Origin of the sequence: Enterobacter cloacae complex sp. 402C9 (assembly GCF_050030745.1) — a bacterium.
In the GTDB taxonomy this organism is placed as follows: domain Bacteria; phylum Pseudomonadota; class Gammaproteobacteria; order Enterobacterales; family Enterobacteriaceae; genus Enterobacter; species Enterobacter intestinihominis.
In genome coordinates, this window is record NZ_JBLGUW010000002.1 from 316,404 (window position 1) to 341,623 (window position 25,220).

Here is a 25,220-nt window from a genome sequence, read left to right on the forward strand (position 1 = left end):
TGCCGCTGATGACATTCCGACCCTGTTGCCGTCCGGGTAAGATAATACCTCTGACAGCGGTCATAAAAGCCCAACATAATTGTCTTTCGAGCCATATATTAATCGCTCATCGCGCTCTCTTTTTCGAAGAGGTGTCACTTAATCATGATCGGTCAGTACAAAAAGACAGTGCTTTTCCAAATTCCGGACGGTTGTATGCGAAAACGGTGAAGCTCAACAAATGGTGTCATCGCTGTGCAATGCTCTGCGGGCTCATTCTTTCAGTTAACTGTTTGGTTACAGCTTCAATGAAGTATTTCAGTTAATTCACAGCGAGGGTTTGAGGAAACCACGCTGTGATTACCCAACGCTCATCCGGAGCATCCGGATTGAACTGTCGCTGGAGCTTGTTGGGCGACACGATACTGGCCTCGCCTTTACATGCCCTCGGGCTCCGGTATCCGACCTGAGCCTTTATCCCGACACGTTTCATCAGTCGCCAGACTCTGTTCACTCCGCACTGTTGCCCGCTGTCCCGCAGATCCAGATGGATTTTGCGATAACCATAGACGCATCCCGATTCCAGCCAGAACTGTTTAATCTGTCCTGTCAGTCTCAGGTCTGCCTGATGGCGTTGTGAATGCGGCTGCTGAAGCCAGGCGTAAAAACCACTGGGATGTTCATCCAGCACCCGACAGAGCAGGCGAACAGGCCAGCAACAGGTGTTGTCACGAATAAAGGCGTACCTCAGTCGGACAGCTTTGCGAAGTACGCCGCGGCTTTTTTTAATATGTCCCGTTCGTCGGTAACCCGCTTCAGCTCTTTCTGAAGACGGCGGATCTCGGCCTGAGCATCTGACTGTTCTTTATTAGTGGAAGAATCCGGACCGTAGTTCTTTATCCAGGCGTAAAGGCTGTGGGTGGTGATATCGAGACGCGTTGCAACGCTGGCAACAGAATAACCGCGATCAACAACCTGTTTGACTGCTTCAATTTTAAACTCTTCGGGATAACGCTTACCGCTCATGGGCACCTCTCTTTAAGCCATCTTAAATGACTCTGAGGTGTCTGTTAAACCCGTGGCGATTCACCTCGCGTCCTTCCGTTCAGTATAGCCTCAGTCCCTGACACCACCCGAGAACGGAATGACGTCCCCTTTCTCCCTCCCGGTGTTGCGTTCAAGCTCCCTGACATACTGCTGTAAAAGTATAAGGTTATGTAACAGCTCTACATTTTCAGCCATCATCTTTTTGATTTCTTCCCTCAGCTCATTTCTCTGACGGCGATACTTTTCTTTCAGCTTGATCTGCTGCTCAATGCCCTGCTCATCAACCGGCGCGGTGCCCTGGCACGTTTTTTTCAGACTGCGGATAGCCTCCCTGACCTGCCTGTACTCAGGACAGTTATAATTCAGGGTGCCGTTTGCCAGCCCCGCTCGTTTTTCCACAGCATACTGGCTGATACGCTCCCCTGATAACATCAGTTCCCTCAGGGCCTGCTCTGCTCTTGCCTGTGTTTTTTTAACCCCCGACTGTTCGTTCGTCATGCTCTATTCATCCTTTTCAAAAAAGCGGACAGCATCTGCATAAAAATCTCTCTCAAGCATCAGAAAATCCCTGTCAGCCTGAGGAGCATTATTTCGCACGGCAATCTCCAGAAGGTTGTCATAATGAGCCATCCTGCGTTTCCACACGGGAACAGAATCAGCTCCGGCCAGCATGTTCTCACATCCCGGATTGCAGGACGCTGACTGAACAACCGCCTTAAACTCGCAGTCATGGCCATTCATGCAATAAAAACCGTTTCCAAGAGATACCAGTTTTTGCCCGCCTCGTTTAGCCATGCTCATCGCTTTTTTCAGTGTAGGAAACGTCATCTGATGTAAGTGCCCACCTCTCTGGGACATCAGTAACTTCCCGCCTTCGCCATAAAGCAGGCCTTCATGCTGATAAGAAACAGCCCTGGAAGCTGAGAGTTCGGTATCAACCCTTTCAATCTCGGCAGCGAATGCCTGAGGGATCGCCCGGCTAAAATGCGAAGCGTTGAGTGCACCGGACATATACCACTCCGTCATGCCTCTGATTAAGTGCTTAAACTGCCGGATAAGATCATTAGTAGAAATCAGATCAAGACGCCTGAGGTGTACAGCAAGTGAACGGCGAAACTGATGGGTTCGCAATGGCCAGAAAGCCCCCTCCCGAATCTCCATCGCAACGCGTTCATCATCACGTATGTTTGGATTTAAAAGCCTGAACTCATCAATATGGTCACGTCGGATGAACAGATGGTGTCTTTTCACAAATTTCTTTGCCCACTCAGTCTGGCGCTGCGTCCCCATAAAAGAGAGTTTTTGCTCCGAGAACCACGACCTGATATTTAAAGACAATGGAACATTGTCCAGCGTCTTCCCGTCCAGGCCTGTCATGATTTGATTAATTCTGCGTAAATGCTGAAAAGGCTTTTCCACATAGCGACAAACAACCCAGTCTTCGTGACTTCCACCTTCCGGGGCGAACTTATGCAACACCGAACGAAGTCCCAGGATATCACCATCATAAATCAGTGAACCGTGCATCACGCCAAGCACTTCGCTGTGTCTCATCCCCGACATGGCCTGTATCACATTCATGACTTTTAACGTCAGCTCAAAATGCCAGGTGTTCAGCTTTATGTGATCAACGCCAATAAAATCAGATCTCCAGCGCTTATTTTTATGTACCGAGAACCAGCCCTGCATCCCGGGGCCAAGTGTCGCGAAAAGCGCCCGAATTTCCCCGGCAACAATATTGTAGTAATACGCGGCCCGGTAATCCGGTATGCTTTTTGCTGTCCCTCTTTTACGGGCTTCCAGCATCGACGTATAGTAAGGCGAATCATAAAAACCGTTTATGATAGCGCACAGCCGGGAAAACCCGTCAAAATCGAAATCACTGATTTCAGCATCCAGTTCAGTAATCAGCCCTTCCCAGACAGACATCATAAGACTGAAAGGCATACAATATGTCTGGTTTGAATCATCCACACTGTTGTAACTGTCGAAGCTAATATCAGGAAAGTAACCGTATTTTCGAAGACGGGTATGACCTGTCAGCGAGATATCCGCCAGGTCCATAAAGTAATTACGTAATGTTCTTTCAGAACGCTTCCTGCCGTGCTCATCCTCCTCCTTCATCTTTACAATGAAAGCATTCCGGACAAGCGGAAAACGAAGCTGAAACAGACTGCGATACCCCATAGACTCAATAATACGGGCTCCCGCCACAATGTTTGCACATTTCCGGATCAGTGACTGCGTCTTCGCGGTCCTGCCGACAATCCAGAGCAGGCTGGCTGAGATGATTTTGGCTTCAAGACGCAGTTCAGGATCCCGTATGCCTGAAAAATTAACGGTTCTTAACGTTTCACCAATATGGGTTCTGACATAGCGATTGGTCCAGACATCATCCCTGAAATAAATATTCAGCGTCTCCTCATTGATAAAACGCATATCATGTTCATCTGAGCTGGCGATAACCAGGCAGTTATTCAGACGTTCAAAGCTTTTGTTTTCTAGTGCCTCACAGATGATATCCTCAGTCGGAAACTCATCCCCTGAACGAAGCGGCGTTCCGGCAGGAAACTCCGCCATTCGACTACGGCTTACCTCTTTTTTCTTCAAATCTGCCATACCGGAGCCACACCTTCTCGCTGAAGTTTAACGCGCGCTTTTTTCAGGATCGCCTCATCTACCAGCCCAAGCCGTAAATCAATCTTCAGGAGTAACGTTTCATAACGCTCCACAGCATTGACCGAACCGATGTACAACGGTTTTCCATACTCGATAGCATGCCTGAATGACAGCAGGAGCCATACAGACTCCAGCGTTTCCACAACGCAACTTTTTGAACATTCGACACAATGAGAAAAATCCGCACAAGCCTTTGGTGTCCGGCCAAATCGTTTTTGCTTTTTTATAAAGCGCAATTCAATATCTGTAGGCGGCTCCTGCGATCGACATCCCAGGCCATTCAATAAAAGATCCACACCCTCATCGCTTCCACGCAGATCGATCCCCAGCTCATCAGCAACTTTTACCCGCTCGGATAACGCACGTGTCGCAATCCCCTGATTCATAAGCGTATCAAGTGCAGCACTGAAGTTTTCCTTCGCCCCCTGTGGGTTACCTGCAGCATAATTCCGCCTGTAAGTGCCCCAGTTATGCTGTGCTTTTTCCGCCGTAATCAGACCATTCTTTAATGTTCTGTCCGTATACTGCTCAGACGTTTTGCGCAAGCCAGAAACGGTAATTGATGGAAGCGAGGGATTAAGCTGCCGCATCGTGGCCCACGCCCCCTCAGAGTTAGAAAATTTAGTCAGATGACTGGGATTAAGAGAATAAAGCTTACGGAATTTCACCTGCGGCTCACTCAGAAACAGCGCCTGTACCGGAGGGAAGTTATCTGCGGAAACCAGATAGTTAACGATGTCGTCCCTGAGCCTGATAAAAGACAGAAACCAGTAATAGCCCGCACGTTTGGTCACATACTCCGATTTACCTATCGTCAGACGTATATACTTATTCGCTCTCCCCTTATAAACATAATCAGTGCTGATACCCTTTTCATCCAGATGTATATCATCCCGCGTCAGACCCAGAACCTGAGAGGTGTTTCCCCATGTGTGGTAACAGAACAGAAAAAAAGAAGTAAGAAAGTAATTTTCCAGAACGTCCCTGATGATGATCTCTGCCCTGCTGACCCCGTTCTCTCCCGGATACCGGAAATACGCTTCATAAACAGGTGCCAGCAAAGACGGTGAGAAATGCCGCACCCCTTTTTCCGATTTAGCGATATGCTCCCGGATACATCCCGCAAGGAACTCATTCATGGATGACAACTGCCTCAGGATCTCGGAAAGTTCATTCCTGGTATAGCTATCCCTTCCCTGCTGCTGATACGTTCCTTTCGGTAAGAATTCATATTCATACCGCCTCTGAATCTGCCCGCCCGTAAGCAAAAACCGGTTGACCACGGACAAGTAGTGTCTTGCCATCCTGACTGAAATTTTTCGCCGACGAATATCGTTCATGAGATGTTTAATATACATTTCAACGCCTTCAGCCGTGCCATAGTCATACTGATTGACTGACTGCCATATAAAAAACATATTGAGATAACGGAAAATGGTTAACCTTCCGGCGGGACGGTAAGACAGAAGAAATCGTTTCAGAGAGGCAATAAAATCGCGTTTTTCAGGGCGGGCAAGATGCGAATGTTCACTAAACCATCCGGGGAGCAACACATAATCTGAAAAATGAGCCTGAAGATAAACGTCAAGTAAATAATATCGGTTCAGATCCCGCTGAGTGATGTGTCCGCTGACCGTCTCCCATGACAGCACATTTTCGGCCATCCACGTTATCTGCGTTTCACTCCGGCTCATATATGGCTCCATCGCGACCTGCAGCACCGTCAATCAATGCGTCCATGACCCCGGCGACTGCATCAGAAATCTGGTTTTGCTGAAGAAAGACGATGTATTTCATCGTCGTATTTTCGCTTTTATGGCCCATCCAGTATTTTACTGTACCCAGCGCATTTGCGGCCTGATCGGGATAGCAACTCAGTGCCGAGCGTAAAAAATGGGTCGCAAACGTTGCCCGCAAATCATGGGGTTTATGTCTGAACACATTTCCCGGAGCAGACCGGGCCAGGCGATGGCGAAAACTGTACCAGCGGGAGTAAAAGGCTTTTTCAGACATCCGTTTCCCGTTTGCCATTAAAAATAAAGGCTCGTGCCGCCCTTCCCCACCCTGTCGTGCACGCCATTTTTGGATCTTCTTTTCATACTCCTCATCCGCCAGATAATCCAGAACCTGCTCGTACAATCGTCTGGTGATGAAGAGTTCTCGCGTCATCCCAAACTTCGTATGAACTCCGCATCTCGGACCAATATGAAGCCCCCTGATGGTCAACTCAGATACAGGGACACTGGCAAGGTACTCTTCAGTAAAGAGTGACGACGGCAGGGTCAGCATTTCATCCAGCCGTAACCCACAATTTTTCATCAGCACAATCATTAAACTGAACAACCCGGACTCAGATTTCAGTGCCTCATCCAGGATATGAACCTCTGCATCATTCAGTGGGTTGATTGTCCTTTTTGTTGTGCTGGTTATCCTGATGGCAAGATCCGAACTTATCACCTTGCGTCGCCCGTCAACGACTTTTTCGACCAACGTAAAAAATGAGCTGGCAGCCAGCTCACCACACTTGCCCAGAAATACGTAAAACCGTCGGATAACGCTGATGTACACCGCCGCGGTGGATGAGGCGATGCGCCCCTGCCTTACGGCCCCCAGAAGATACTCCCTGAAGCCATATGTAGGGCTTTGGTATTTCAACGTTCCCGGGGTGAAAGGGTCAAGTCCGTTATCCTCCAGCCACCTTATCCAGCGTAAAAATGCCCGGGCTAAAGGCTTTAAATCCCTGGCCTGCAGGATAGCTTTATCCATAAGATAAAAGTGTACATATCGGCTCAGTTTTCGATTCTGGATGCCGCTAATATAAGGTATTTCAGCATACAGAAATCCGGGTTCAAATTTCAGTTTCGGCTCTGTTGCATCCAGTTTGCTGACACGCCCATAACGCGCATGAATGTTAGTGATTATCCTCACAGTCTGTCGCCCTGAAACGCCACCTCATGCCTACACTATAAATCCGGAAGAAGAAAAAACAAACAACCAGGTTGCCGGGAGTGAATATGCAAATCAGGAGGAAAGTAAAAGATGTAACGACACCATCACGATGCAATACATTGACCTCAACACGTTACCCGGACCATACGTGATAAACATCACAAATCCTTTGAGTGAAGAACTTAAGATGTGATTTTCATTTCCCGGCACAAACCGTGCCCTTAAAAAACAGGCAACGGATACATCTTAATGCCAGAAGTAAACCTTAATTGATTGAATACAGCCTGAGTCCATTGCAAAAATAACACACAGGGTAAATTCGCATATACAGAACCCAACGAAAAGCAAAAGAAACCTGTAACACATTTCGTTTACCTGTCACTTTCAATTGTAAAAGCCAGCAGAAAAAGCGCATATAACTATATTTATCCCTGCGGGGACTTTTGTTTGTGCTATATATTTTTTACAGAGAACCGCAACGCGTCCAAACACAAGAATATATTTACCTCTGGAAAATGGTCTGACTCCCTTTCACGTGGTTGTAGTGACCTGTTCTGTGATTCATGTAATGTCTTTTCTGGATGAGGAAAATATGTCATCACTGATATTTTATACAGACGAAGCACAAGCACTGATTGTAACAGATACCCTTGCCGTCACCGATAATGGGGAGCCGTTATCTTTTGTTTCCAAAGCAGGTTACATCCCCCAGCTAAGAACCATCATAGCAGGTACGGGGGCAGGTGGATTTTCTAACACCTGGTTGCTTGAAGCATCAACCAGAATGGTCGTATCAGGTATACAAAATCTCAATTATCATACATCGGCCTGTCTAAGGAGGCTGTGGAAACAATACAAGCATGACCATGCAATTCCCTCTTCTTCAACGGTGACAACCAGTGTTTATCAGTTCGCAATTTGCGAGGAAACAGGAAATATCGTTTCGTTCGCCTATCGCTCAGTCCATGATTTCGAATCAGAGCAATTACAATACGGAACAGGAGTAAAACCTGAGTGCCAAATCCTGGATGGGGATTTGTTGCAGACAATTCCTGTAATGATGAATGAACAAAGGGCTATACAGGCGACATACTCACACCCGGAACGGATCCATATTGGCGGTGAGATGATTGCGCATTATCTGACATCATCTATGTATCAATGCTTTAAGATTGGGGAATTTGAGGATTTCAGAACTCAGGGAGAGTATATATTGAGCAGGATTTAGGCAAAACGCGGTTCAGATAAAGTGCTTTTAACAGGCTTGCTGAACATTAAAAGGATATCTCTCAATTACGATGAATAGCTTGAATTCTAAAAATAGAAAAGTAGAGTTTAACTCTAAATACATAAAAACAAGAGTAAGCGAGCATCCATAGCGAGCGCCGCAGGCAGAAGACCGGGCCGTGTATTTCTCCGGCGTCCAGATACATTCCCCGGTCGCGTCTTTGTAAAGCGTGGCGAGGCTGAAGTTGTCCGGCAAAAAGCTTGGCAGCGGAAATCGCGCCAGCGAACCACAGGCCATCAGAAATGACCAGATATCCTGTGTCCGCCACTCTTTCACCGGGTACAGTTCGCCGCCGAGCTCCGTGAGCGAGACGCTGTCCGACTGCCCGCCCATTCTGAGGATGTTGCCTGCCCGACGGGCGCTCTCATCATCGCGGGAACCCAGCATCAGGCACACTTTGTTGCGGACGGAAGCTGGTGCATTTTTTAAATAACGGGCTTTGGCCTGGCGCAGTGGAGAGCGTTTGAGATCTGTAGAGCATTGACGCGTATTGGAATTTGTCCAGGTCGGAAGTCCGCGCCCGGTCAGAATGCGTCCGACCCAGCTCTGGGTCATGGACGGGTGGGCCACCAGGACGGTCACGGGCAGTTGCTGTTCGGCAATAAAGGCTCGGAGCTGGCTGAGAACCTGCGTGGACTGATGATGCATCTCAGGGTTTTCAATCAGGGTGTTGGAGATCTGAATGAAGTGGTGCTGGCTGACGTTCGACCCGTTCCGTACGGCACGGATCAGGGCCATGAGGAACAGGTGCAGTAGCGAGTGGGAGTCTTTCCCGCCGCTGTAGCCGACGCACATGGTCCAGCCTTCGGTAATCGCATGATAAATGGCACTGGTTGCCGTCGTCACGCGCGATGCGAGACTGACCGGCTCACCGGCATCGGTATAATTCAGATCCGCATCGGTCTTCAGTGTTTGCCAGACATCGCCCCATTTATCCTGCGTCAGAATGGCAGCGTTAGCCGCCTCAGAAAATTGAATTTCTGAGGGTAATTCAAGGAATGTTTCTTTTATTTCGATATACATATTATTTCCTGAATTTTGGCTTTCGCTGCATTATCGCGTTATTTATTAAACCCATCTAATATCTTCAGTGCAATATGTGAAGATAAATTTAGTTAAATTGGAATTATGCCAATTTAACTAAATAGCACTGAATAAATAGAATTACGCGGCAATAAATATATTATCTTTACCACGCTCTCACGAATACTGCTGGGTAATTAAAACCGTCGTATTTGATTCCAGCTCTGCCAACGGAATTCTGGGGGTATTGAGCATCATGTCATCACCGCAATGGCGGGGTACAGCCGTCAGTTGAAATGATTCTTTCATGACCCGGATGGAAGTTGTTTCCGTGCGAGAGGACGGCATGACGTCCCGGAGCATGGTTTCCTGCCCGTTACTGTCACTTTCAATAAATGCAGCCTTCGCCATGAGTTCCTCAATGTCCTCTTCCGATGTTTCGGACCAGAGGCAGTCATAGAAGAAAAACTCTGCAACGTACAAATCATTCTCTTTCACGTATGCCGCCAGTTCACGGATACGCTGAGCCAGCGATGTATCAATGGAAAAGAAGACGCTTTGCGGGACTTCACTCGCAAATTCATTGATGCAGCTAGCGGACGCAATCAAAAGTTTATTGAACATTTCAGCTCTCCATGCCACCGGCTGTCCCGGTGGCAATCTAGGGTTATCAGGCAGTCACGGGGCACAATACGTCCAGCGAAGGCAGCAATTTGCTCAGGCTGTCGTACACGACGGGCGTCAGTTCGGTGACGCTGTGAAGCGCCATGCTGGTGTTGTCTTCTTCGCTGAGAATGATGACTCCATCCTCATCAGGATCGTCAGAAGTACTCTCGTCCGAGGCCAGGCGGTGGCGTGCAACGTCATAAGGCGATTCAGACGCTTTGCAGCTCATCAGATAGCATTCTGTGTATGTGTTTTCGTGGTTATACTGGTTCACTTTCACCAACGCATACTGAACACCGGCATCATGGGCTTCGTTCATCAGGCGGGAAAAATTAAAGCCTTCCTCATAGTGGTGTGTATCTTTAGTCACCACGATTGTCGCACCGCCGAACTCGTTTTCGCGTGGTCGGTCGCAGACGAAAGCGGCATTGATTGTGACCATTTCAGGCAGGTTAAACACCGACAACACGGCAGTTGTTACCGCGATTGCGTGGTCGAGGTTAATGCTTTCATCATGGCTGATTGCCAGACCGCTACCGGTGATTTCCGCTTTGAGTTCCAGCTCGTAATTGTCTTCTGGTGACTCCGGCTGACCAAAAGTCGGCTCAAACGGATCGCACTCCGGGTGGTTCTGAATAATACCCAGGACCAGCAGTTCAGTGAGGGAACACTCTGAAGCAGGTTTAGACAGCAGGTGATCACCTTCCGACACATCCGTGTCCGTAACATACGCAATCGCGTCCAGAGCCATCTGAGCCTGTTCCTGTGAACAGAGAATTGTGAAGGATGCCTGAGTGTAATTATTTGCCATTGCATAACTCCTTATTTAATTAAGTGTGATTGCTGTCTGTGAATAGATAATATCAAAACAGATACCCGCACCTAATAACCCGAAATGAAATATTTTCGAAGTTTTTATAGAGAAGACAGGCGCCATATTTATTAATCCAGCCATTATTTAGAGGGCGGCATTAAGTAATTATGCGGAAAAAATAAAAAACCGCCACAAGGGCGGCATTTATTAAATGGGAAAGATTCAGTTATAAGGTATGTGTCAGGGCGGAAACAATGATCCGGTCTGGTAACAGTGATTGAAGGGACGCCGACGAAATGACAAGTGCCTTTTCAATGTGTGCCTCTCTGTCGGCGATATGTCGCCGGAATGCCGCTTCTGCTTCACCGGAGGAGTCGGCTTCAACCAGCATCACTTCTTCCTCATCATCAAACATCATGCGGCCTGAGATAATATACAGTCGGCTTAAGTCCGGGAGATTTACAGCGTTGCCCTGTTTGTTAATCATCATTTTTCTCCGTCTGCAATTTTTAAATTTGTCAGTTCTGCTACGGGTAAAATACACCATCAGCCCTGTAAACCCGGACAGGTATCAACGTAGCTCATCGGTTTGCCAATCGCGGCGCTTAGGCGAAGGATTTCGCCGATGGAGACGTACCGCAGCATTTCAGAACGCCCGTGTTTCTGGTATTCATCCACCGACATGGTGCGCCAGTCCTTGTGCGGTGTGTTTTTGCACAACTGCCAGTTGTCGACAGTGGTCGGGCGACGCAGGACATACACACCCAGCGAAGGCGTGAGGCCTAAGCCAAATGACTGCTGCACCACAATACGCACTTCAGAGCCGTCGGGGCGTTTCAGTGTCTGAGTAATTTTAGTGATGAGCTGTTCGGATTCCATACTATTAACCTCGACCGTCAGTTGGGTTGCTGTAGGGATATTTTAGCAAAGTCGGTTCACTGGCTAATAAGTACAAAGCGAAATTTTTAAAAATAGAGGAATAAAACAGGAAGAGAACAAATCTGGAAACAGCAAAATCACATTATCCGATTGCAATTCATTTCACATTTGACATATTCGGAATTAAGTACGCAACGAACCTGCATCGTCTGGTATAAAAGTATATTTCAAATATTCAGGTTATTATCTGAAGTAAAATACTCTCTGCCCCGGTTGCAATACCAGACGGAACACAAGACGTTATGAAGAGCCTGTCCCGGTTCAAAAGCTGCGGCTAATTTTTTCTGACCCACTTAACGAGAATGCCAGCCAGAGTCACAGTCAGCATCAATGCCCATACTGAAGAAATAAAGTTAAGCAATGGAATACGCTCAGAATAATCACAGGTACTGGATGGGTCACTGGCAAATTTACAGATAAATTCGGGATCAAGCCCCCAGTAAACGAAAGAAAATAACACAACGAGCGATACACTGATTTTAAAGATTTTTTCGCTTGTCATCATTTATCATCTCAATCCAGGAGGTTATATAAACCTGAAACTATTTCAGCCGTGTGTCGTACTGGTAAGGAATTTTCTGGACGGTTTTCATCAGATCAAAAATCGCCGGATGAGCCGGATTTAAAAGGTAGTTAAACTCCACCGGAGATAATGCACTGGGAATACGCAGGGCAACAGAAGAGCCACTTTCAGCCCAGTTATCGCCATACAGGGCAAGTTCTGCGGGCGCATCTTCACTTGCCCAGCCCGGCGGCAGCAGGTTCAAGTCAAAGGCCTGGATCTGGTCATCCGGGACATCAATGCTCAGCAGCGTGTAAGCGTCCAGAAGCTGCGGGGCATTGATATGCACCAGCGTCTCCAGCATGGTCAGAGAGGCCGTCTCGGACAGATAGACAAGTGCTGTGCCGACACTGTTCCAGCGGCCTCCCGCTTCTTTCGCACCTAATCCCGACCATGCAGTCGTAATATAGCGGGTCTTGGTCATCCGATACAGGATCACGAATAGACTCCGTGTTCAATACGGGTGATCAGGCGCATCACTTCGAGTGCGCCGGTTTCCGAAGAGACAACATCTGCCGGAGTCTTCCAGCTCAAGCCACGGTTTGGCTCGTTCATCCATTTCTGTGCTGCCTCTTTGTCGCCTTCGAACAGCTCTACAGCCCGTTCAATGACGCGAATAATACGCACCAGACGTTCGCTCTGATCCGCAGTGAAACGGGCTTTTACGCTGCGATTGAAGGTGGTGTTCGGAATGCCGGACATTTTGCGCAGTTCCGACGGCGTGATGTTCGCCCATTCAGAAATGGAATGAGCGACTTTACCTTCCAGTCCGTGGCTAATTTTGTCCATCAGCGCAATGCCGTCATTATCCAGACCCACCACCTGCCATAAGCCGTGCGGGTTCATTTTGGATAAATCTGGAGAAAAAACTTTCATAGTCATAACCGACCCTCCCATTTGGTATGTCAATTATACCATATGGGTGACTACTGGCAATATTTTCACCTTTCTCATAACGTCAGTTCGTCACCCGGCTGACTCTGGCATGGGCATTGCCCTGAATGTTCCAGTACAGCCCAGCCGGAAGCTCTGCGGCCCAGGTTGCCCCCCGTTCCGACATTTGTTCGGGCGTTTCCAGCCATCCACGCGGAATAGTACCGGTGGTGTCACCGATAACCCGCGAGACGCAGGCGGCAACGCGGACGCCGCCGGGGACATCACAGCCGGATTCAACGATGTGCATCACTTCCATTAATGCGCCGTACGCTTCAACACGGTCGCCCTTTTGCAGTTCAATGGGGGAAACCTGTTCAGTCAAATTCTTCATGCTCACACTCCCTTCAGTGATTAAAATTGTCGCCGTCGTTTTTAAGGCATCCGGGAGAAGAATCCTGGTGGCCATTACGCCGGTATGTTGCTGAATCATTTTCTGTCAGCGCCGTCGCCGCAGGACATCCCCGCTGGCGTCACTTCCGGCTGCTGGCCAGGCTAAACCGCCCAGCTCATCCCCCTTCCCGCAGTTCATCACGGTAAAGGGCAACCAGGTCATCGAGTATCGGGCTGCTCTGGTATCCCGGCATTTCTGTAAACAGGCTGCGCGAGATCCCGAGCCATTCCATTATTTTGTCCGTTGCATACCAACGTCTGCCGAGCCGCTCAGCGGCAACCGGTACTTTGTGCAGACCGGCAAATGGCTCAACTACCAGATCACCAGGCCTGGTGAGGAACTCGATCAGGAATGCGGCGAGTCGAGTGGGTGACGTTGCACCGTGCAGCGGAAACCCCAGTTCGCGGGCGATGCGATGGCAGAGCCGCGTATCCGGGCAGGCATTGCCAAACATAAGCGTATTTTTGGAGATAGTCCCTTCTGTCTTATTGCCGAAGGCGCCATTTTTAAGCTGGTAAGCGCCATCCCCGTAAAATGTAGTGCGGTTTTCGCCGCCGGACGCCTGCAATTTCTGATGCTGCTCTGAATGAGGCTGGAGAACGCGCATGTTGTTCGAACGAACCTTTTGCGCGTCATTAGTAAACCACAGCACCGGCTCGTAAGACGAACAGAGCTGAACACGCTGTTTACACGCCCAGTGAGTCGGCGACGGGGGTTTCGCTCGGTTCACCCAGTTCAGTCTGTCCATCAGCTCAAGACCCAGCTTATCGCACAGCGCCAGTGTCAGTCTTTCCAGATACAGAGAGCGCGATGGCCTGCCTGGATTAAAGCTGTCCTGCGTCACATTGAGCGCCACGCTGCCCCCCGGCACGAGCTGCTTCACGATAGGCTCAAGAATCCGCAGCAGCCAGTCAATATACGCCTGCTCACCGCGTCCGCCGCCGTGCCCGTAATTTCGGGCATTACGCAGCAGGAACGGGGGCGACGTAAGGCAGAGATGGATTTGCTCATTGATGTTGCTGAAGAACGCGTACGCATTCCCGAAGACCGATGCCCCGAGCGAAGTTGAGAAGCCAACGACGCACAGTTTGTCCCAGGACTCATGCAGCTTCTTGTCATTTTTGAAGGCATAGCGCCAGACGCCCCGCTTTTCCGGGACACGCTCGATCACCCCGGCCTGCCGCAGCGTCTGCTGATACCAGCGAACCTGATGCTTGACGCCGCTGGTTCGCATTTTGTCCGAGCCGAACGCCTTCATTTTCTGTAGTTCTGCATCCGACATCCCCGTTTCGCGTTGTACCTCGCGATACAGCTCTTCGTTCGTTAACGGGGTGTCTGACGCGGCATAGATCCGCGCAATCAAATCGCTGTTAAGGTTGCTCATCAGCCATCCTTGAAAAACGGACCAGGGCGGCTTCACACTGCTCTTTACCCCACGAGTCCTGCCAGTCGCACAGGTGGAGATATTTGCGTTCGAGTGCTTCCATTTCATCGAGATTTGAACTCGATAATCCCGCCCAGACGTCGTGCCAGCACACATCGTAAGTAACGCCTGCCGGTGGGCAGTATTCCAGAGCATCCGCATGGATGATTTCAACACGGGGATCGTGGGCAAAGGCCTCGGCAACTAGGTTAATCACATCCTGCGACTTCTCAATGACAGTCACGTTGTTAACTTCCGGCTTCTGAAGAATGGCGTGCAGCACCATCCCCAGCCCCAGTCCGTTGATCAGGACGTGCCCTGTCGCTCGCTTTATGAACTCCTGACAGAGTTGGATTTCGTATGGCAAATTGGTCATCACCACATTTCTGCCATTTGAAAGGCGGCGATAGTTACCGGGCTGTAAAACCGCGTCGATATCCTCCGTAGCGGCACGGAGGAAAAGGCTAACCGCCTTATCTTTGGAGATTTCGAAGCTGTCCAGTGTCCAGGCACCGGATGTTCCATCTTTAACAGGTAAATTAGAAAAGCAACTCTTCATCAGTCATCCTTAAAATGGATTCAGTTCAACGTAAGTGGGCGCAGGAAGACGGTGAAGCAGGTCACTTCCCTTTCTGCATCAGGGACTCCAGTGACGATTCCAGCGCCGCGAAACGAATCAGGGCAGCTTCACACTGCTCTTTACCCCACGAGTCCTGCCAGTCGCACAGGTGGAGATATTTGCGTTCGAGCGCTTCCATTTCATCAAGATTTGATCTCGAAAAATCTGGCCAGATATCATGCCAGCACACATTGAAGGTAACGCCTGCCGGTGGGCAGTATTTCAGAGCATCCGCAAGGATAATTTCAACGCGGGGATCGTGAGCAAATGCTTTGGAAACCAGGTTCATCACATCCTGAGACTTCTCAATGACGGTCACGTGGGTCACGTCAGGCTTCTGAAGAATGGCGTGCAGCACCATTCCCAGCCCCAGTCCGTTAATCAGGATGCGTCCAGTTGCTCGCTCAATGAAAGCTTCACAGGTACGGATCTCCATCGGCGTATTGGACATCACCACTTCGTTATCACAGGACAAACGCCGGTAGACGCCTGCCGGGATATATTCATCCTGATCCTTTGTATATTCGGCGCGAAGCTTCAGGGTCTGCGCTTTTTCTGGCGTAATCACAAAGGAGTCCAGCGTCCAGTTACCGGATTTCCCGTTTTTCACCGGCAGCTCAGCAAATTTACTTTTCATACTGATAACCTTAATTTCGAATCATTCTGTTGCCGGGAAATTACCACATAACCCTCGGGCTGGGCAGGCAAGATCGCGTTACAACGGACGGCGGCTGACGCAACCGTCCACGGGTTCACAGGTAACGAAGTAGGATCTCCGCATCCTCCGGTGGCAGCTGTTGGCAGCTCTTCACTTGATAGAAGAATTCCCCGCCAAGATCATACACTCCGCCGTCTTCAAAACTCAGTGCTTCGACCTCGTCGCGACACTCATTCAGTAATGCCGTCTGGCTGGCGTTTGCCTCAGTATCGCTGGCGACAAGCTTCACGCTGGAATGCTCATACTCGCCATTCCGGCATACAATTTTGACAATGAAGTTTTTTTCAGGCATCTGCGCCTCCCGGCTGGTTAGGGGTTTATTCAGCGTTGCCCCGGCGTCCGGGGCAAGACTCAATCAACCCTTGATGAAACTCTGGCCGAAAGAAGGATTGGCTTTAAACTGGTGCTCCTTTATGATTTTTTTCATCATCTGAGAGCATTTCTTGATCGATTTGGTGCTGGCATCCGTGACTTCAGCCATCTTGCGGATAAAGCGATTCACCTGATACTGCGCCTCAGCATCTTGGCTGAGGGCTTCACTGTGGATGCGGTCTTCATGCTGCGCAATCAACAGCACATAGCAGCGGAGACCTGTGGCGGTGCTCACGCGCTGGCTGATCGTGATTTCCGCCGAGCGGGTAGACTGGACGACAGAGAGAGAGACTCTCGATAATTCGCCGTCCCGGAAAATAGCCGGAGTAAGACCATTAATATCCTCGCGGGAATAATTCAGAGAGTCCAGAATGGAAAATAAATCACAGGTGGTAAAATCGAATTCCTGAATGCTCATATCGCCTCCGACGCTTCATTATTTGTTGGCATTGCCTGTAGATATATAATACCAGGTTGGGTTCAAAACCTAATAACCCGGAAGAGAATATTTTGAAGAAAATCTCAGGCATCCATGCCGTGAATTAAGCTGGCACTATTCTGAAATAATATCACCAAGGCTGGTGGTAAATTCTCTTTTGACGGATTCAGTAAACGGCACTCGCTCAATATATTTATAATTCGTGGCATAGGTGTTGGTGTCTAAAGTCCGGGAGATCTCATCATCAATCGGGTCTTCAAACATATCAATGCGCACATCGATATGCTGCGTGCCTTCTGCGGTAGGATGTGACAGGCTGCACGACACTTCGATATAGCGATCTTTCTGCTCCGCGACAAACGTCCAGAAACCTGCATTAAAGTCGGTTGATGCACCGTGACGTTTAAATACAACATCAGATACGGAATAACCGACAGCATTAAGAAGGGAAATGAAATTAAGCTGACTGGAAATGATATCTAATTTATTCATGATGTCTCCTGTTGGTATGTGGCAATTATACCAGGACGCGCTCGACGGCTAATAACCTGCGGCAAAATTTTTCCGAATAGTTGATGATGTGATTGATAGCTTTAAAAATTAGGAGGATTGTTTATAAGAAGGAATATAACCAGAGGATTTGAAATTTAATACACCATGCCGACTGACCACGTCTAATTTTTCAAAAGTTACTTTTCCCGGCTGCCCTGATCCCACGTCGCTAAGACCCGGTATACTCAGGCATTCTGCCCGGAAGGCAATTGGCTTCGGTGATCGGGTATTAAAATAGGGCCAGTCTGTTTTTCTGCGAGTTTCGCGCTCTGTTGATGGCGTGAAATCACCTTTTCCGGATGCCCTCCCTGGCTGTCCGGTGCGCTGGCGCTACGCCCAGCGGTATGGGGTAAAATAGGTCTCGTTAACTTCAAGAAATTCGGTCAGGGAATTCATCGCTCTCGTGTCGTATGCAGTCACAATAAAACGGTAACCGTCCACCGTTTCGATGTAACTGATCCCCCGTGGCGTGCTGCTGGCATTCACCACTTCCGCCGTCATCATAAACTGGCCTTGCGGGAATTCCTGTGACAGGTAGATAAATCCGGTGGTTGCTGATGACGGGGTGGCATTCATCAGCACACCGTTAAATTGCTGGCCGTGTCGCGCCGGGATCAATGTGCTGTCCGCCGTCGCCTGATTCAGCAGCTGCCGGATCAGGGTTTCCTCTTTATATGAGCTGTAAGCGCGGACATCGTCTTCAGCCCCGGAGCGTGAGCAAACACCTACATGTGCAAGCCGCCGGTATTCGTTACGCATGTAGGCATGACAGGATGCACCCGCTCGCCCCTGAAGGGTGACACCAAAATCTTCACACAGCATCAGAACCTGGCGCAGATTGTTGTCATATACCGTCGCAGTAAGGGCCAGGTTATAACTGACGAATGTCAGCTCAAAAACCCGTGTATGCATGTCACTAACGTGTGCCTCCATCCGGATCAGCGGCTTTTCAGTCAGCGGATATGGAGTGCCGTTCACGCAGTACGGGGTAACGCCGCTAAAACACTCGCCGATCACGCTTGCAATGACTACGTCGGCGTCAATGACAGCCGGTGCCGGGACATAGATCTGAAACTGTCCTTCCGTGCCAGATTGGGTAAGGACGGGGAACAAACGCGGGGAATTAAGCTGCTCAAGGTCAGCATTGATCAGTTCTGTCCAGCTGGGTTTCCCGGTGGGTGCATCGAGGCGCAGGCCCAGGTTATCGCAGAAGTCGACGATCTGCCGGGAGTGTTCCACCATCACTGCCCCGGAGAGAGTCAGACCGTGCGTCGTCATCTTCAGCTCACTCGTCCGTGTCTGGGTATTCTGGGACCAGGGCTGTAAAGAAAGTGTCGTCCGGCTTAGTGAAGGTATAATTGTTTCATTCAGTGGGTCGATCAGTTGGCAATGCGCATTCAGCCGGGGGACAAGGGCATCAAATATGAAGCTTGCCTGTTGTTTAGTGCTGGTCTGAATATAAAACATCGCATCCGTGCCTGCATCCCTGGATAAAATACCGAAAAGTTTCATTTTTTACCTTAATGGATTAGCGATTTATAATCATGCGCCGACAGGTGAACGTTATGTACGCCATCATTCCACACAAAGAATAACCGATATTTTGAATTAACTCGAATGGAAGAGTACCGGTTTGCGGTCATCCTTAAGCGTTCGTAACGCAAACTACTTGATAACAATTCGCGTTCGTTTTTTACATTATTTAACGTTTTCAGTCTGCATGAAATCGCATTTAACAGATCAGCAGGAATACCTGCTGTGGACTTTCCATTACGGAAAAAGCTTTCCAGCCGTCTGTCTTTAAATGAATGGATCATATCTTCCTCCGTAATGGAATGAGTAAAATTAAATAAGAATTATAAAAGCCTGAAGCTGATTTATTAAATCCCGAGAATTCTGGCTGCGACCGTTAGTTGTTTATCACTTAATGGATATTTCCGTGATAACGTCGATTTCAGACTGTTCAGAAAGCTGTTCTCCCCGTCTTGCTGTGTGATGGCGTCAACCAGTTCCTGATTGCTCTTACACCACAGATTGAACGCGGAAGTCTTTGATTGTACAGCACGCTGACGCACTACTGCCTGAGCTGCTGAAATCTTGCGTGCCGCTTCCGGGTATGTGCGATATAACGCGGAAAGGGTGTAACATGTACGGGTTGTGACCAGGCTATAGCCCGTACCATTACATGCCATGCAGCGGCTCCTATAAAAGTGTTTACGCTCACCACGGCCTTTGCATTTATTGCAAGTGACCCGATAAATATATTCCCCGGTGCCTTTTACTGAATCAATACACTGAATCTTAGCGTTGTCGATTTCAATTCCGCTCTGGTCAAAGTATTTATCCATTTTTGATTCCTCAGGTTTGGTCTGAAGTAATCATGACAGATTGGTCTCGCTGGCTAATAACCTGAATGAAAGATTTTTAAAAATAATTTTGCAGCACTGCTAAAGGCAGTTTATATATGCAGGATTCAATTTTACTGAGAAATATTTTCGGAATTGTCTGTTTACAAATACCAAAAAAAAACCAATGAGGTCTTAATTACATCCTTAATGGGCATGGTTATTTTACATCCTTATGAGTAGCAATGCTTATGTGTTAATTTAAAAACACCATATGCGTCTAAGGAACTTCCTATCCGCCTTCATGAAGCTTTTTTCCGGTTACCAGTAAGGGCCATATGACTGGCAAATATTCCGCTCGCGGTATACCGAAGTTCCGAGAGGATGGCGAAACGGCAGAATGCTACAGTAAAGGAGAAATGTTAGCTATAAAACGGTGGCACAGGGTCGGGATACTCGCGGGCTGAAATGGCAGATTCAGTTTGTCTTCCGGCTGTAGCGTCCCTTCCCCACTCACAAGACCCATCTTAACCGAAGGTGTCGCAGCCTTTCTCCCAGACGCTCGACGATTCCTGGGTTTAAGGTCACGAAACAATGGTCATGCACACCGGCTTTCAACTGGCACAAATGTGATTACGAAACACTCGTTAATGCCCTCCCGGTAAGCCTTTAGAAAAGTTACTTTTCTGAGATTAAAATGGACTATTTTAATTATAGTTTGGATATGAATTTTTAAAAAAATAAATGCCTTCAACTTATTTGGAAAATAAGCCGGAATGTTAGAGTGTTCTCATTCAAAAAAGAGGAGAACCAACCATGCCAAAATGTCTATTACCTGCCGAGCTTGCGGAAATTGTCTGTGGATTACTGGTGCAACCCACATTAATGAATGAATTAAAAACACCGGAGTCGCATAAAGCATTTATGCAGGATATCGCTGAGCTGGTGGCGAAACATTGCGGAGGAGAGATTGACGGTGTGATCATGCCGGTGGATCGCGATGAATCAAGCCAGGCCGATTATCTGACCTCTCCGGATGTAACCCCTTATCTCGTCGTATCTCCCGGCGCGGACATGCACTCCCTCACCGATAATGTCTGGCGTCACCATGCCCGAGATGGCTGGCTTGACCATATCAAAGGCAGCGACGAAGAAAGCCCTGATGAATTGCCGACGCATAAAGAGTGCTCAGTTCGCCGCTACGCCCTCCAGCGGATGCTCCTTCAGACACAAACCAACCATGCTAATCTTCCCTCGCAGGTGGTACGAATGCGTGATTACTGCAACCTCGACGACGAACAGCCCGGGTCTTCAGCAGAGTTTATCGTTACTATGGCGCTCGGCGGTCATGCCCAGCTGGCAGTACAGGATGTGGAATCACGCCTGGTAATGGCCCTGACGTTGTTAATTGAAAATGGTGTTCCCTCGGTCCATGTAAACGCGGGTGACACTGATCCTTCAGTTCTGCACGTCCAGGCTGCTCACGGCGGCATGGTCCTTTCAACTGACTCCCTGAATCATGAATTCGGTATTTCGCCGCCTGACAGGTATACCAACGGTCGCCCTGGCTTATTAGTTAAAGCAGCCTCCTGATTCATTAATTACAAATTTGTCCTTTTTTAATTCCATTGTTCGCTCTTTGTTTAAAGGGCGAATATATTTTTAAAAAACTTCACGCCGGGTTATTAGCCAGCAAACCGAAACTGTTAGAATTAACACATCAGATGAAAGGATGACTATCATGGCTAAATTAATTTCAACTCGTGAACTGGCAACAATTATTACTGCATTACTGGTAAAACCGGAATTATTGGGCGAGCTGGATTCTCCAGAAAAACATCGCGCACTGATGGAGGATCTGGGGCGTGTTGTGGCAGAGCATTGCGGCGGCAATGTCACGGAAATCGCATTGCCGGAAACCGATGGTACGGCAGTTGATGAAGCTTTGCTGGATGGCCAGCCTGTCCGCTATCTGGAAACAAAAGAAAGCTCCCCATATCTCATCGTACACCCTGACGACTCACTACCGTCTCTGACGCATAACGTTTGGATGCACGCTGATCCTGATGGCTGGGAAGAACATTTCGATGGCGAGGACAATCCCCTGATGGAGGAGTTGAGCCAGCAGTTCCGCCAGCAGGTGTATGCGCTTCTGACGCCGGAATCGCAGGCAACGCCTTCAGAGATTATCCGGACGTTACAGGACTGGCAACTGGGTGAAACCCAGCTGCCAGAAGAAGACTGTCAGTCCTATCAGGTGAAGGTGTTGTTAGAAGAGAAAAACATTCAGTGTGAAGTGGTGAATGAATCCGGCACGACTTGTTTCGGCCTCATTTTTGAGATCGATCGGGGTGTACCGACGCTGCACATCGACACGGGCAGTGATTCACTGCTGCATATTCACGCGGCACATGACGGCCTTGTTCTGACACCAGATGCGCCGAACCACGGATTTGAAGATGCTCCAGTAGACCGCTTTTCTTATAACAGCCCGTCCCTGTTGGTGCCAGGGGTGTAACCTGGCAAACAACACAGCGGTATTTTGGCCCCGAGTGAAATAATTCAGGACAGGAGTCAGGCAGATGGGCGATGTTGCCACACTACCACCGAAAATTAACGATGGCGTACTTCGACGCTGGAATGCTCAGCGCGGGCAACGAAATGGCCGAGGCGGAAGGTATAAGCGCCTTCCGTCACAAAGCAACCTAAGTAACTGGGTTGTAAGACGTCTGATTGAAGAAATCATAATGGAGGACCGACGAAGAGCAGCATCAGGTTGAGCAGTATGTTGATCAAGTTACCACTACTGGCGCAGGAGAAGTGGAAGGTATGACCCGCGTCCCGGTAGTTCCCACGATGGAACAGCTAATTGCAGGCCGGAAGCAGATAACTTCGGCCACTGGAAAAATGTCTCGATTAATGAGCCAGCGTCTTGCAGATGTTTACCGTGCAATGGTCGCAACTGCAAAGGGGGAGTGAGATGCGTGAATTACTTGGAAAGACAGGGGCAGAACATCAAGCCTCCGTAATGTATCAAACGTTTGGACACCTCGATGCGAAGCCAGGCGAAAAGCATAAAGGTCACTTCGTTTTTATCAACGGTCAGCACGGCGATCTGTGTGTTGTGCATAGTGAATTTTCATCCTTTGACGAAGGTCCTGGCTATTTCAGTGACCGTGCCGATTTCATCTGGGAATTGGTTAAAGACGGAGGACCCTGCTCTAAGGTCGGCATCTACCGGTTTGACGGCGAATACTCGCTTCCTAAACGCCGGAACGGGAAAAGGTTTTCGGGAAGCGTGACGTGCCTTCAATCATTCTAATTTCGTAGTGCATGAGCACCGACAGGTTATCAGTAAAACGGGGAGCGCCACAGTTCGCGTGCAACCTTCCCTATCCATCAACTCGAATGAGTACATAATAATGACGAACGCTGACGCATCTAACGTTAAGACCAGTCCAGAATTACCAACTCTCGAACGTGTCTATGCTCTGCTCAAGGACAACTATAAACCCGCAAGATTTGCTGATCGGGATGGGGAAATCTGGGGGCATGAGTATTCATGGAATCTGGCAAAATCAAGCCTGCAAGACCTGGAGAAGTACGGGAAATCGTATGTATCGAAGCATTCCGACCGGATGGGCGATGGATTCAGTTTTGGTCCTGACCTGGTCATTATTCGCTGACATGCGCACGGAAGTGAGTAAGATGGCTGGCTGCACCGGAGGACAAGAGTGATGAAGGGTAAAAATATCGTGGCTCGTGTCGTGCGGGAAGCGACCTATAAGTGGGAAACCCGCCACAAGTTAACGCCAGAACAATGCTCTGAAATTAATCAACTGATGCGTCGGCTTTCAGAACACCTTGCCTGCCCCGTTTGCAAAGCAATGTCCTTAAAGCAACTCAGGCACGCAGAATACATTTTGAAATGCGGAACGTGCGGTGAAGAGTTTCTTATCAATAAACGTAAAGAATCGGCTCACGCGAGTTAAGCGCGGTGAATGAGCACAACAGTAAGGTGACAACCATGAAAGAACTGATTTCGGTAGCTCAGGCGGCTCTGGACTATATCGATGCCTTACCCAGCGACATGGTGGCATCACTCCATACGATGCCTGGCTTTGATCGCGATTGGGCAACAGAAGTCATTGCCGATGCTATCGTCGAAAGTAACGAGTCCCGGGAACAGATACAGCAGCAGTCGCAGGCAATTCAGTTGCCCGAGACCTGTTTCTTTGATGGCCCGGGCAACACAACAGAAACGTATTTCCTGGCAGACGATGTCAGAGAGTTACTCCGGTCAGCGGGCGTCCAATTTAGCGAGTGATACGGGTAAAGTTCCCAGGCAGTCCGGTCTCACATCGGTATTACGCCAGACGCTGTCAACATTAATTCGATTCAGGGCATGACAATGGAAAACACAGTAATACCGACGGTAACAGAAAACGAGATGGAAGAGGTGATCACCCGTCACACGGCATACGGGCAGGTATCGGTAAGCCGCACGACAACGACGGGGCAGCGCTTGTATGCCTCCGACCTCATTCATAAAGAGGTGATTACGCTGACCTTCAGTGAATCAGAGCAGGTTGAGCGCGATGGAGTGATCCGTCATCGGCTGGCGGAAGGCAGACGCCGTTCCCCACTTCTGAAAGTCAGTCTGTCTCCGGCTCAGTGGGCCTCAATGATCACATCGTTCGGAATGAGTGACGGCGTGCCGTGTACCATTAACAGTTTGATTCGCGGCGACTATGAGCGCCAGCCGGAGATTGGCTATATTGAGTCGACACGCGAACGTTATGAGCGTCAGATCCGGGAAGCCTCTGAGCGCGAGATGGCGAAAGTGAATGAAAAGCTGAAAGCACTGGCTTTGCTGGTGGCAAAAGGCAAGGCAGGAAAGCGCGAGCTTGAAGAAGTATATCAGTCTCTGTCCGGCGCAATCGCCAACCTGCCGGTTAATCTGGCCTTCAGCACCCAGTTGATGCAGGAATCCATGGACAAAATCGTCTCACACGGCAAGGCCGAACTCGAAGCCTCCGCCATGGGCGTGGCCGCTCGTCTCGGTATGAAAGAAATTAGCCGCTTGGCCTCGTTGGAAGACAAGAAGTAACCGGTACGATCACCCATAAGCATACCTGCTGCACACATAAGCGGCACAAAGCTCAGTGGCCAATTCATAGCGTGTTGACATAAACCGTACACACAAATGTGCTTCGTCGTGGCGGGTGCCTGATATGCGGTTCCCGACGCGGCCCCCTTCTCTCTTTAGCGGTCCACAGGACTCCAGGTAATGCCGGTGGGCTGTATCCAGGACGTTTTCCAGTAGCCGACAGTGGTCGGCGTCATACCCCTTAAGAAGGTGTTCCAGTTCTGCCATGGCGAGTGCGGGTGGTAACCAGGTGACGCCAAGACGCAAAAATTGGAGCTGCATTTGAATTTGATGGCGATCGGGCGTGAGACCCTGCACCCGGGGAGCGCG

31 protein-coding genes and 1 pseudogene are annotated in these 25,220 nt (G+C 49.1%); 9 read left to right on the forward strand and 23 right to left on the reverse strand.

Going from position 1 to position 25,220, the window contains the following annotated elements; all coding sequences use genetic code 11:
* Positions 1-316: 316 nt before the first annotated feature.
* The 5 genes and pseudogenes from ACQG1K_RS24240 to ACQG1K_RS24260 all read right to left on the reverse strand — a co-directional run.
* A pseudogene (locus tag ACQG1K_RS24240) lies at positions 317-1,005 on the reverse strand (IS3 family transposase); the annotation flags it as partial.
* Between the two features lie 90 nt (positions 1,006-1,095).
* Positions 1,096-1,524: a hypothetical protein gene (locus ACQG1K_RS24245; protein ID WP_017384060.1), complete on the reverse strand. Its 429-nt coding sequence runs from the start codon at positions 1,522-1,524 to the stop codon at positions 1,096-1,098.
* Positions 1,525-1,527: 3 nt separating this feature from the next.
* The gene (locus tag ACQG1K_RS24250; protein ID WP_017384059.1) at positions 1,528-3,645 is read right to left on the reverse strand and encodes a hypothetical protein; all 2,118 of its coding nucleotides are present in this window, start codon (positions 3,643-3,645) and stop codon (positions 1,528-1,530) included.
* The gene (locus tag ACQG1K_RS24255; protein WP_032607906.1) at positions 3,633-5,399 is read right to left on the reverse strand and encodes a hypothetical protein; all 1,767 of its coding nucleotides are present in this window, start codon (positions 5,397-5,399) and stop codon (positions 3,633-3,635) included. Before ACQG1K_RS24255 ends, ACQG1K_RS24250 begins: the two co-directional genes overlap by 13 nt.
* Positions 5,386-6,633, reverse strand: coding sequence for a tyrosine-type recombinase/integrase (locus ACQG1K_RS24260; RefSeq protein WP_007897923.1), 1,248 nt, complete (start codon positions 6,631-6,633; stop codon positions 5,386-5,388). The genes ACQG1K_RS24255 and ACQG1K_RS24260 overlap by 14 nt, the downstream gene beginning before the upstream one ends.
* On the opposite strand from ACQG1K_RS24260, the gene ACQG1K_RS24265 reads away from it, so the two are divergent.
* A complete protein-coding gene (locus ACQG1K_RS24265) occupies positions 6,614-6,847 on the forward strand; it encodes a hypothetical protein (protein ID WP_012477417.1) in 234 nt (77 codons plus the stop codon). The genes ACQG1K_RS24260 and ACQG1K_RS24265 overlap by 20 nt on opposite strands.
* A 399-nt stretch (positions 6,848-7,246) precedes the next feature.
* The gene (locus tag ACQG1K_RS24270; protein ID WP_023279901.1) at positions 7,247-7,882 is read left to right on the forward strand and encodes a hypothetical protein; all 636 of its coding nucleotides are present in this window, start codon (positions 7,247-7,249) and stop codon (positions 7,880-7,882) included.
* 27 nt (positions 7,883-7,909) lie between these two features.
* Here the strand turns inward: ACQG1K_RS24270 and ACQG1K_RS24275 are convergent, their stop codons facing one another.
* From ACQG1K_RS24275 to ACQG1K_RS24360, 18 genes are all read right to left on the reverse strand, one after another.
* Complete coding sequence (locus ACQG1K_RS24275; RefSeq protein WP_022652116.1) at positions 7,910-8,965, reverse strand: phosphoadenosine phosphosulfate reductase family protein; 1,056 nt, start codon at positions 8,963-8,965, stop codon at positions 7,910-7,912.
* A gap of 177 nt (positions 8,966-9,142) precedes the next feature.
* Complete coding sequence (locus ACQG1K_RS24280) at positions 9,143-9,589, reverse strand: hypothetical protein (protein ID WP_015063027.1); 447 nt, start codon at positions 9,587-9,589, stop codon at positions 9,143-9,145.
* Positions 9,590-9,635: 46 nt separating this feature from the next.
* Positions 9,636-10,442, reverse strand: a complete 807-nt coding sequence (locus tag ACQG1K_RS24285) for a hypothetical protein (RefSeq protein WP_015063028.1) — start codon at positions 10,440-10,442, stop codon at positions 9,636-9,638.
* A gap of 229 nt (positions 10,443-10,671) precedes the next feature.
* Positions 10,672-10,935 carry a hypothetical protein gene (locus ACQG1K_RS24290; protein WP_032610382.1) on the reverse strand — a complete coding sequence of 88 codons (264 nt, stop codon included), beginning with the start codon at positions 10,933-10,935 and terminating at the stop codon, positions 10,672-10,674.
* A gap of 56 nt (positions 10,936-10,991) precedes the next feature.
* Positions 10,992-11,324 (reverse strand): hypothetical protein, encoded by a 333-nt coding sequence (locus ACQG1K_RS24295; protein WP_022652118.1) that lies wholly within the window; start codon positions 11,322-11,324, stop codon positions 10,992-10,994.
* A gap of 334 nt (positions 11,325-11,658) precedes the next feature.
* On the reverse strand, positions 11,659-11,889 hold the full coding sequence (locus tag ACQG1K_RS24300) for a hypothetical protein (RefSeq protein ID WP_022652119.1): 231 nt from the start codon (positions 11,887-11,889) through the stop codon (positions 11,659-11,661).
* A gap of 37 nt (positions 11,890-11,926) precedes the next feature.
* Positions 11,927-12,385 (reverse strand): RES family NAD+ phosphorylase, encoded by a 459-nt coding sequence (locus tag ACQG1K_RS24305; RefSeq protein WP_022652120.1) that lies wholly within the window; start codon positions 12,383-12,385, stop codon positions 11,927-11,929.
* The gene (gene parS / locus ACQG1K_RS24310; protein WP_032610495.1) at positions 12,382-12,822 is read right to left on the reverse strand and encodes a type II RES/Xre toxin-antitoxin system antitoxin; all 441 of its coding nucleotides are present in this window, start codon (positions 12,820-12,822) and stop codon (positions 12,382-12,384) included. Before parS ends, ACQG1K_RS24305 begins: the two co-directional genes overlap by 4 nt.
* 82 nt (positions 12,823-12,904) lie before the next feature.
* Entirely contained in the window at positions 12,905-13,213 is a 309-nt protein-coding gene (locus ACQG1K_RS24315; protein ID WP_022652122.1) for a hypothetical protein, read from the reverse strand.
* Positions 13,214-13,388: 175 nt separating this feature from the next.
* A complete protein-coding gene (locus tag ACQG1K_RS24320) occupies positions 13,389-14,657 on the reverse strand; it encodes a DNA methyltransferase (RefSeq protein ID WP_022652123.1) in 1,269 nt (422 codons plus the stop codon).
* On the reverse strand, positions 14,644-15,255 hold the full coding sequence (locus ACQG1K_RS24325; protein WP_022652124.1) for a hypothetical protein: 612 nt from the start codon (positions 15,253-15,255) through the stop codon (positions 14,644-14,646). Before ACQG1K_RS24325 ends, ACQG1K_RS24320 begins: the two co-directional genes overlap by 14 nt.
* Positions 15,256-15,316: 61 nt before the next feature.
* Complete coding sequence (locus tag ACQG1K_RS24330) at positions 15,317-15,952, reverse strand: hypothetical protein (RefSeq protein WP_022652125.1); 636 nt, start codon at positions 15,950-15,952, stop codon at positions 15,317-15,319.
* Positions 15,953-16,067: 115 nt separating this feature from the next.
* On the reverse strand, positions 16,068-16,325 hold the full coding sequence (locus tag ACQG1K_RS24335; protein WP_022652126.1) for a hypothetical protein: 258 nt from the start codon (positions 16,323-16,325) through the stop codon (positions 16,068-16,070).
* 63 nt (positions 16,326-16,388) lie between these two features.
* Entirely contained in the window at positions 16,389-16,823 is a 435-nt protein-coding gene (locus ACQG1K_RS24340) for a hypothetical protein (protein WP_015063073.1), read from the reverse strand.
* A 135-nt stretch (positions 16,824-16,958) separates the two neighbouring features.
* Positions 16,959-17,336, reverse strand: a complete 378-nt coding sequence (locus tag ACQG1K_RS24345) for a hypothetical protein (RefSeq protein WP_015063074.1) — start codon at positions 17,334-17,336, stop codon at positions 16,959-16,961.
* A gap of 390 nt (positions 17,337-17,726) precedes the next feature.
* Positions 17,727-18,674, reverse strand: coding sequence for a flavin reductase (locus tag ACQG1K_RS24350; RefSeq protein WP_224085232.1), 948 nt, complete (start codon positions 18,672-18,674; stop codon positions 17,727-17,729).
* A 242-nt stretch (positions 18,675-18,916) separates the two neighbouring features.
* Positions 18,917-19,213, reverse strand: coding sequence for a type II toxin-antitoxin system RelE/ParE family toxin (locus ACQG1K_RS24355; protein WP_015063076.1), 297 nt, complete (start codon positions 19,211-19,213; stop codon positions 18,917-18,919).
* Positions 19,214-19,276: 63 nt separating this feature from the next.
* A complete protein-coding gene (locus tag ACQG1K_RS24360) occupies positions 19,277-19,744 on the reverse strand; it encodes a hypothetical protein (RefSeq protein ID WP_022652128.1) in 468 nt (155 codons plus the stop codon).
* An 813-nt stretch (positions 19,745-20,557) separates the two neighbouring features.
* Here ACQG1K_RS24360 and ACQG1K_RS24365 point away from each other — a divergent pair.
* From ACQG1K_RS24365 to ACQG1K_RS24395, 7 genes are all read left to right on the forward strand, one after another.
* Positions 20,558-21,334: a hypothetical protein gene (locus ACQG1K_RS24365; RefSeq protein WP_022652129.1), complete on the forward strand. Its 777-nt coding sequence runs from the start codon at positions 20,558-20,560 to the stop codon at positions 21,332-21,334.
* A 148-nt stretch (positions 21,335-21,482) separates the two neighbouring features.
* A complete protein-coding gene (locus ACQG1K_RS24370; RefSeq protein ID WP_022652130.1) occupies positions 21,483-22,259 on the forward strand; it encodes a hypothetical protein in 777 nt (258 codons plus the stop codon).
* 462 nt (positions 22,260-22,721) lie between these two features.
* Positions 22,722-23,063, forward strand: a complete 342-nt coding sequence (locus ACQG1K_RS24375) for a hypothetical protein (protein ID WP_032610383.1) — start codon at positions 22,722-22,724, stop codon at positions 23,061-23,063.
* Between the two features lie 100 nt (positions 23,064-23,163).
* The gene (locus tag ACQG1K_RS24380; RefSeq protein ID WP_022652132.1) at positions 23,164-23,427 is read left to right on the forward strand and encodes a hypothetical protein; all 264 of its coding nucleotides are present in this window, start codon (positions 23,164-23,166) and stop codon (positions 23,425-23,427) included.
* Positions 23,428-23,478: 51 nt separating this feature from the next.
* Entirely contained in the window at positions 23,479-23,733 is a 255-nt protein-coding gene (locus tag ACQG1K_RS24385; RefSeq protein WP_022652133.1) for a hypothetical protein, read from the forward strand.
* Positions 23,734-23,768: 35 nt separating this feature from the next.
* Positions 23,769-24,068, forward strand: coding sequence for a hypothetical protein (locus ACQG1K_RS24390; protein ID WP_032610385.1), 300 nt, complete (start codon positions 23,769-23,771; stop codon positions 24,066-24,068).
* 84 nt (positions 24,069-24,152) lie between these two features.
* Complete coding sequence (locus ACQG1K_RS24395; RefSeq protein WP_022652135.1) at positions 24,153-24,851, forward strand: hypothetical protein; 699 nt, start codon at positions 24,153-24,155, stop codon at positions 24,849-24,851.
* The last annotated feature ends 369 nt before the right edge of the window (positions 24,852-25,220 follow it).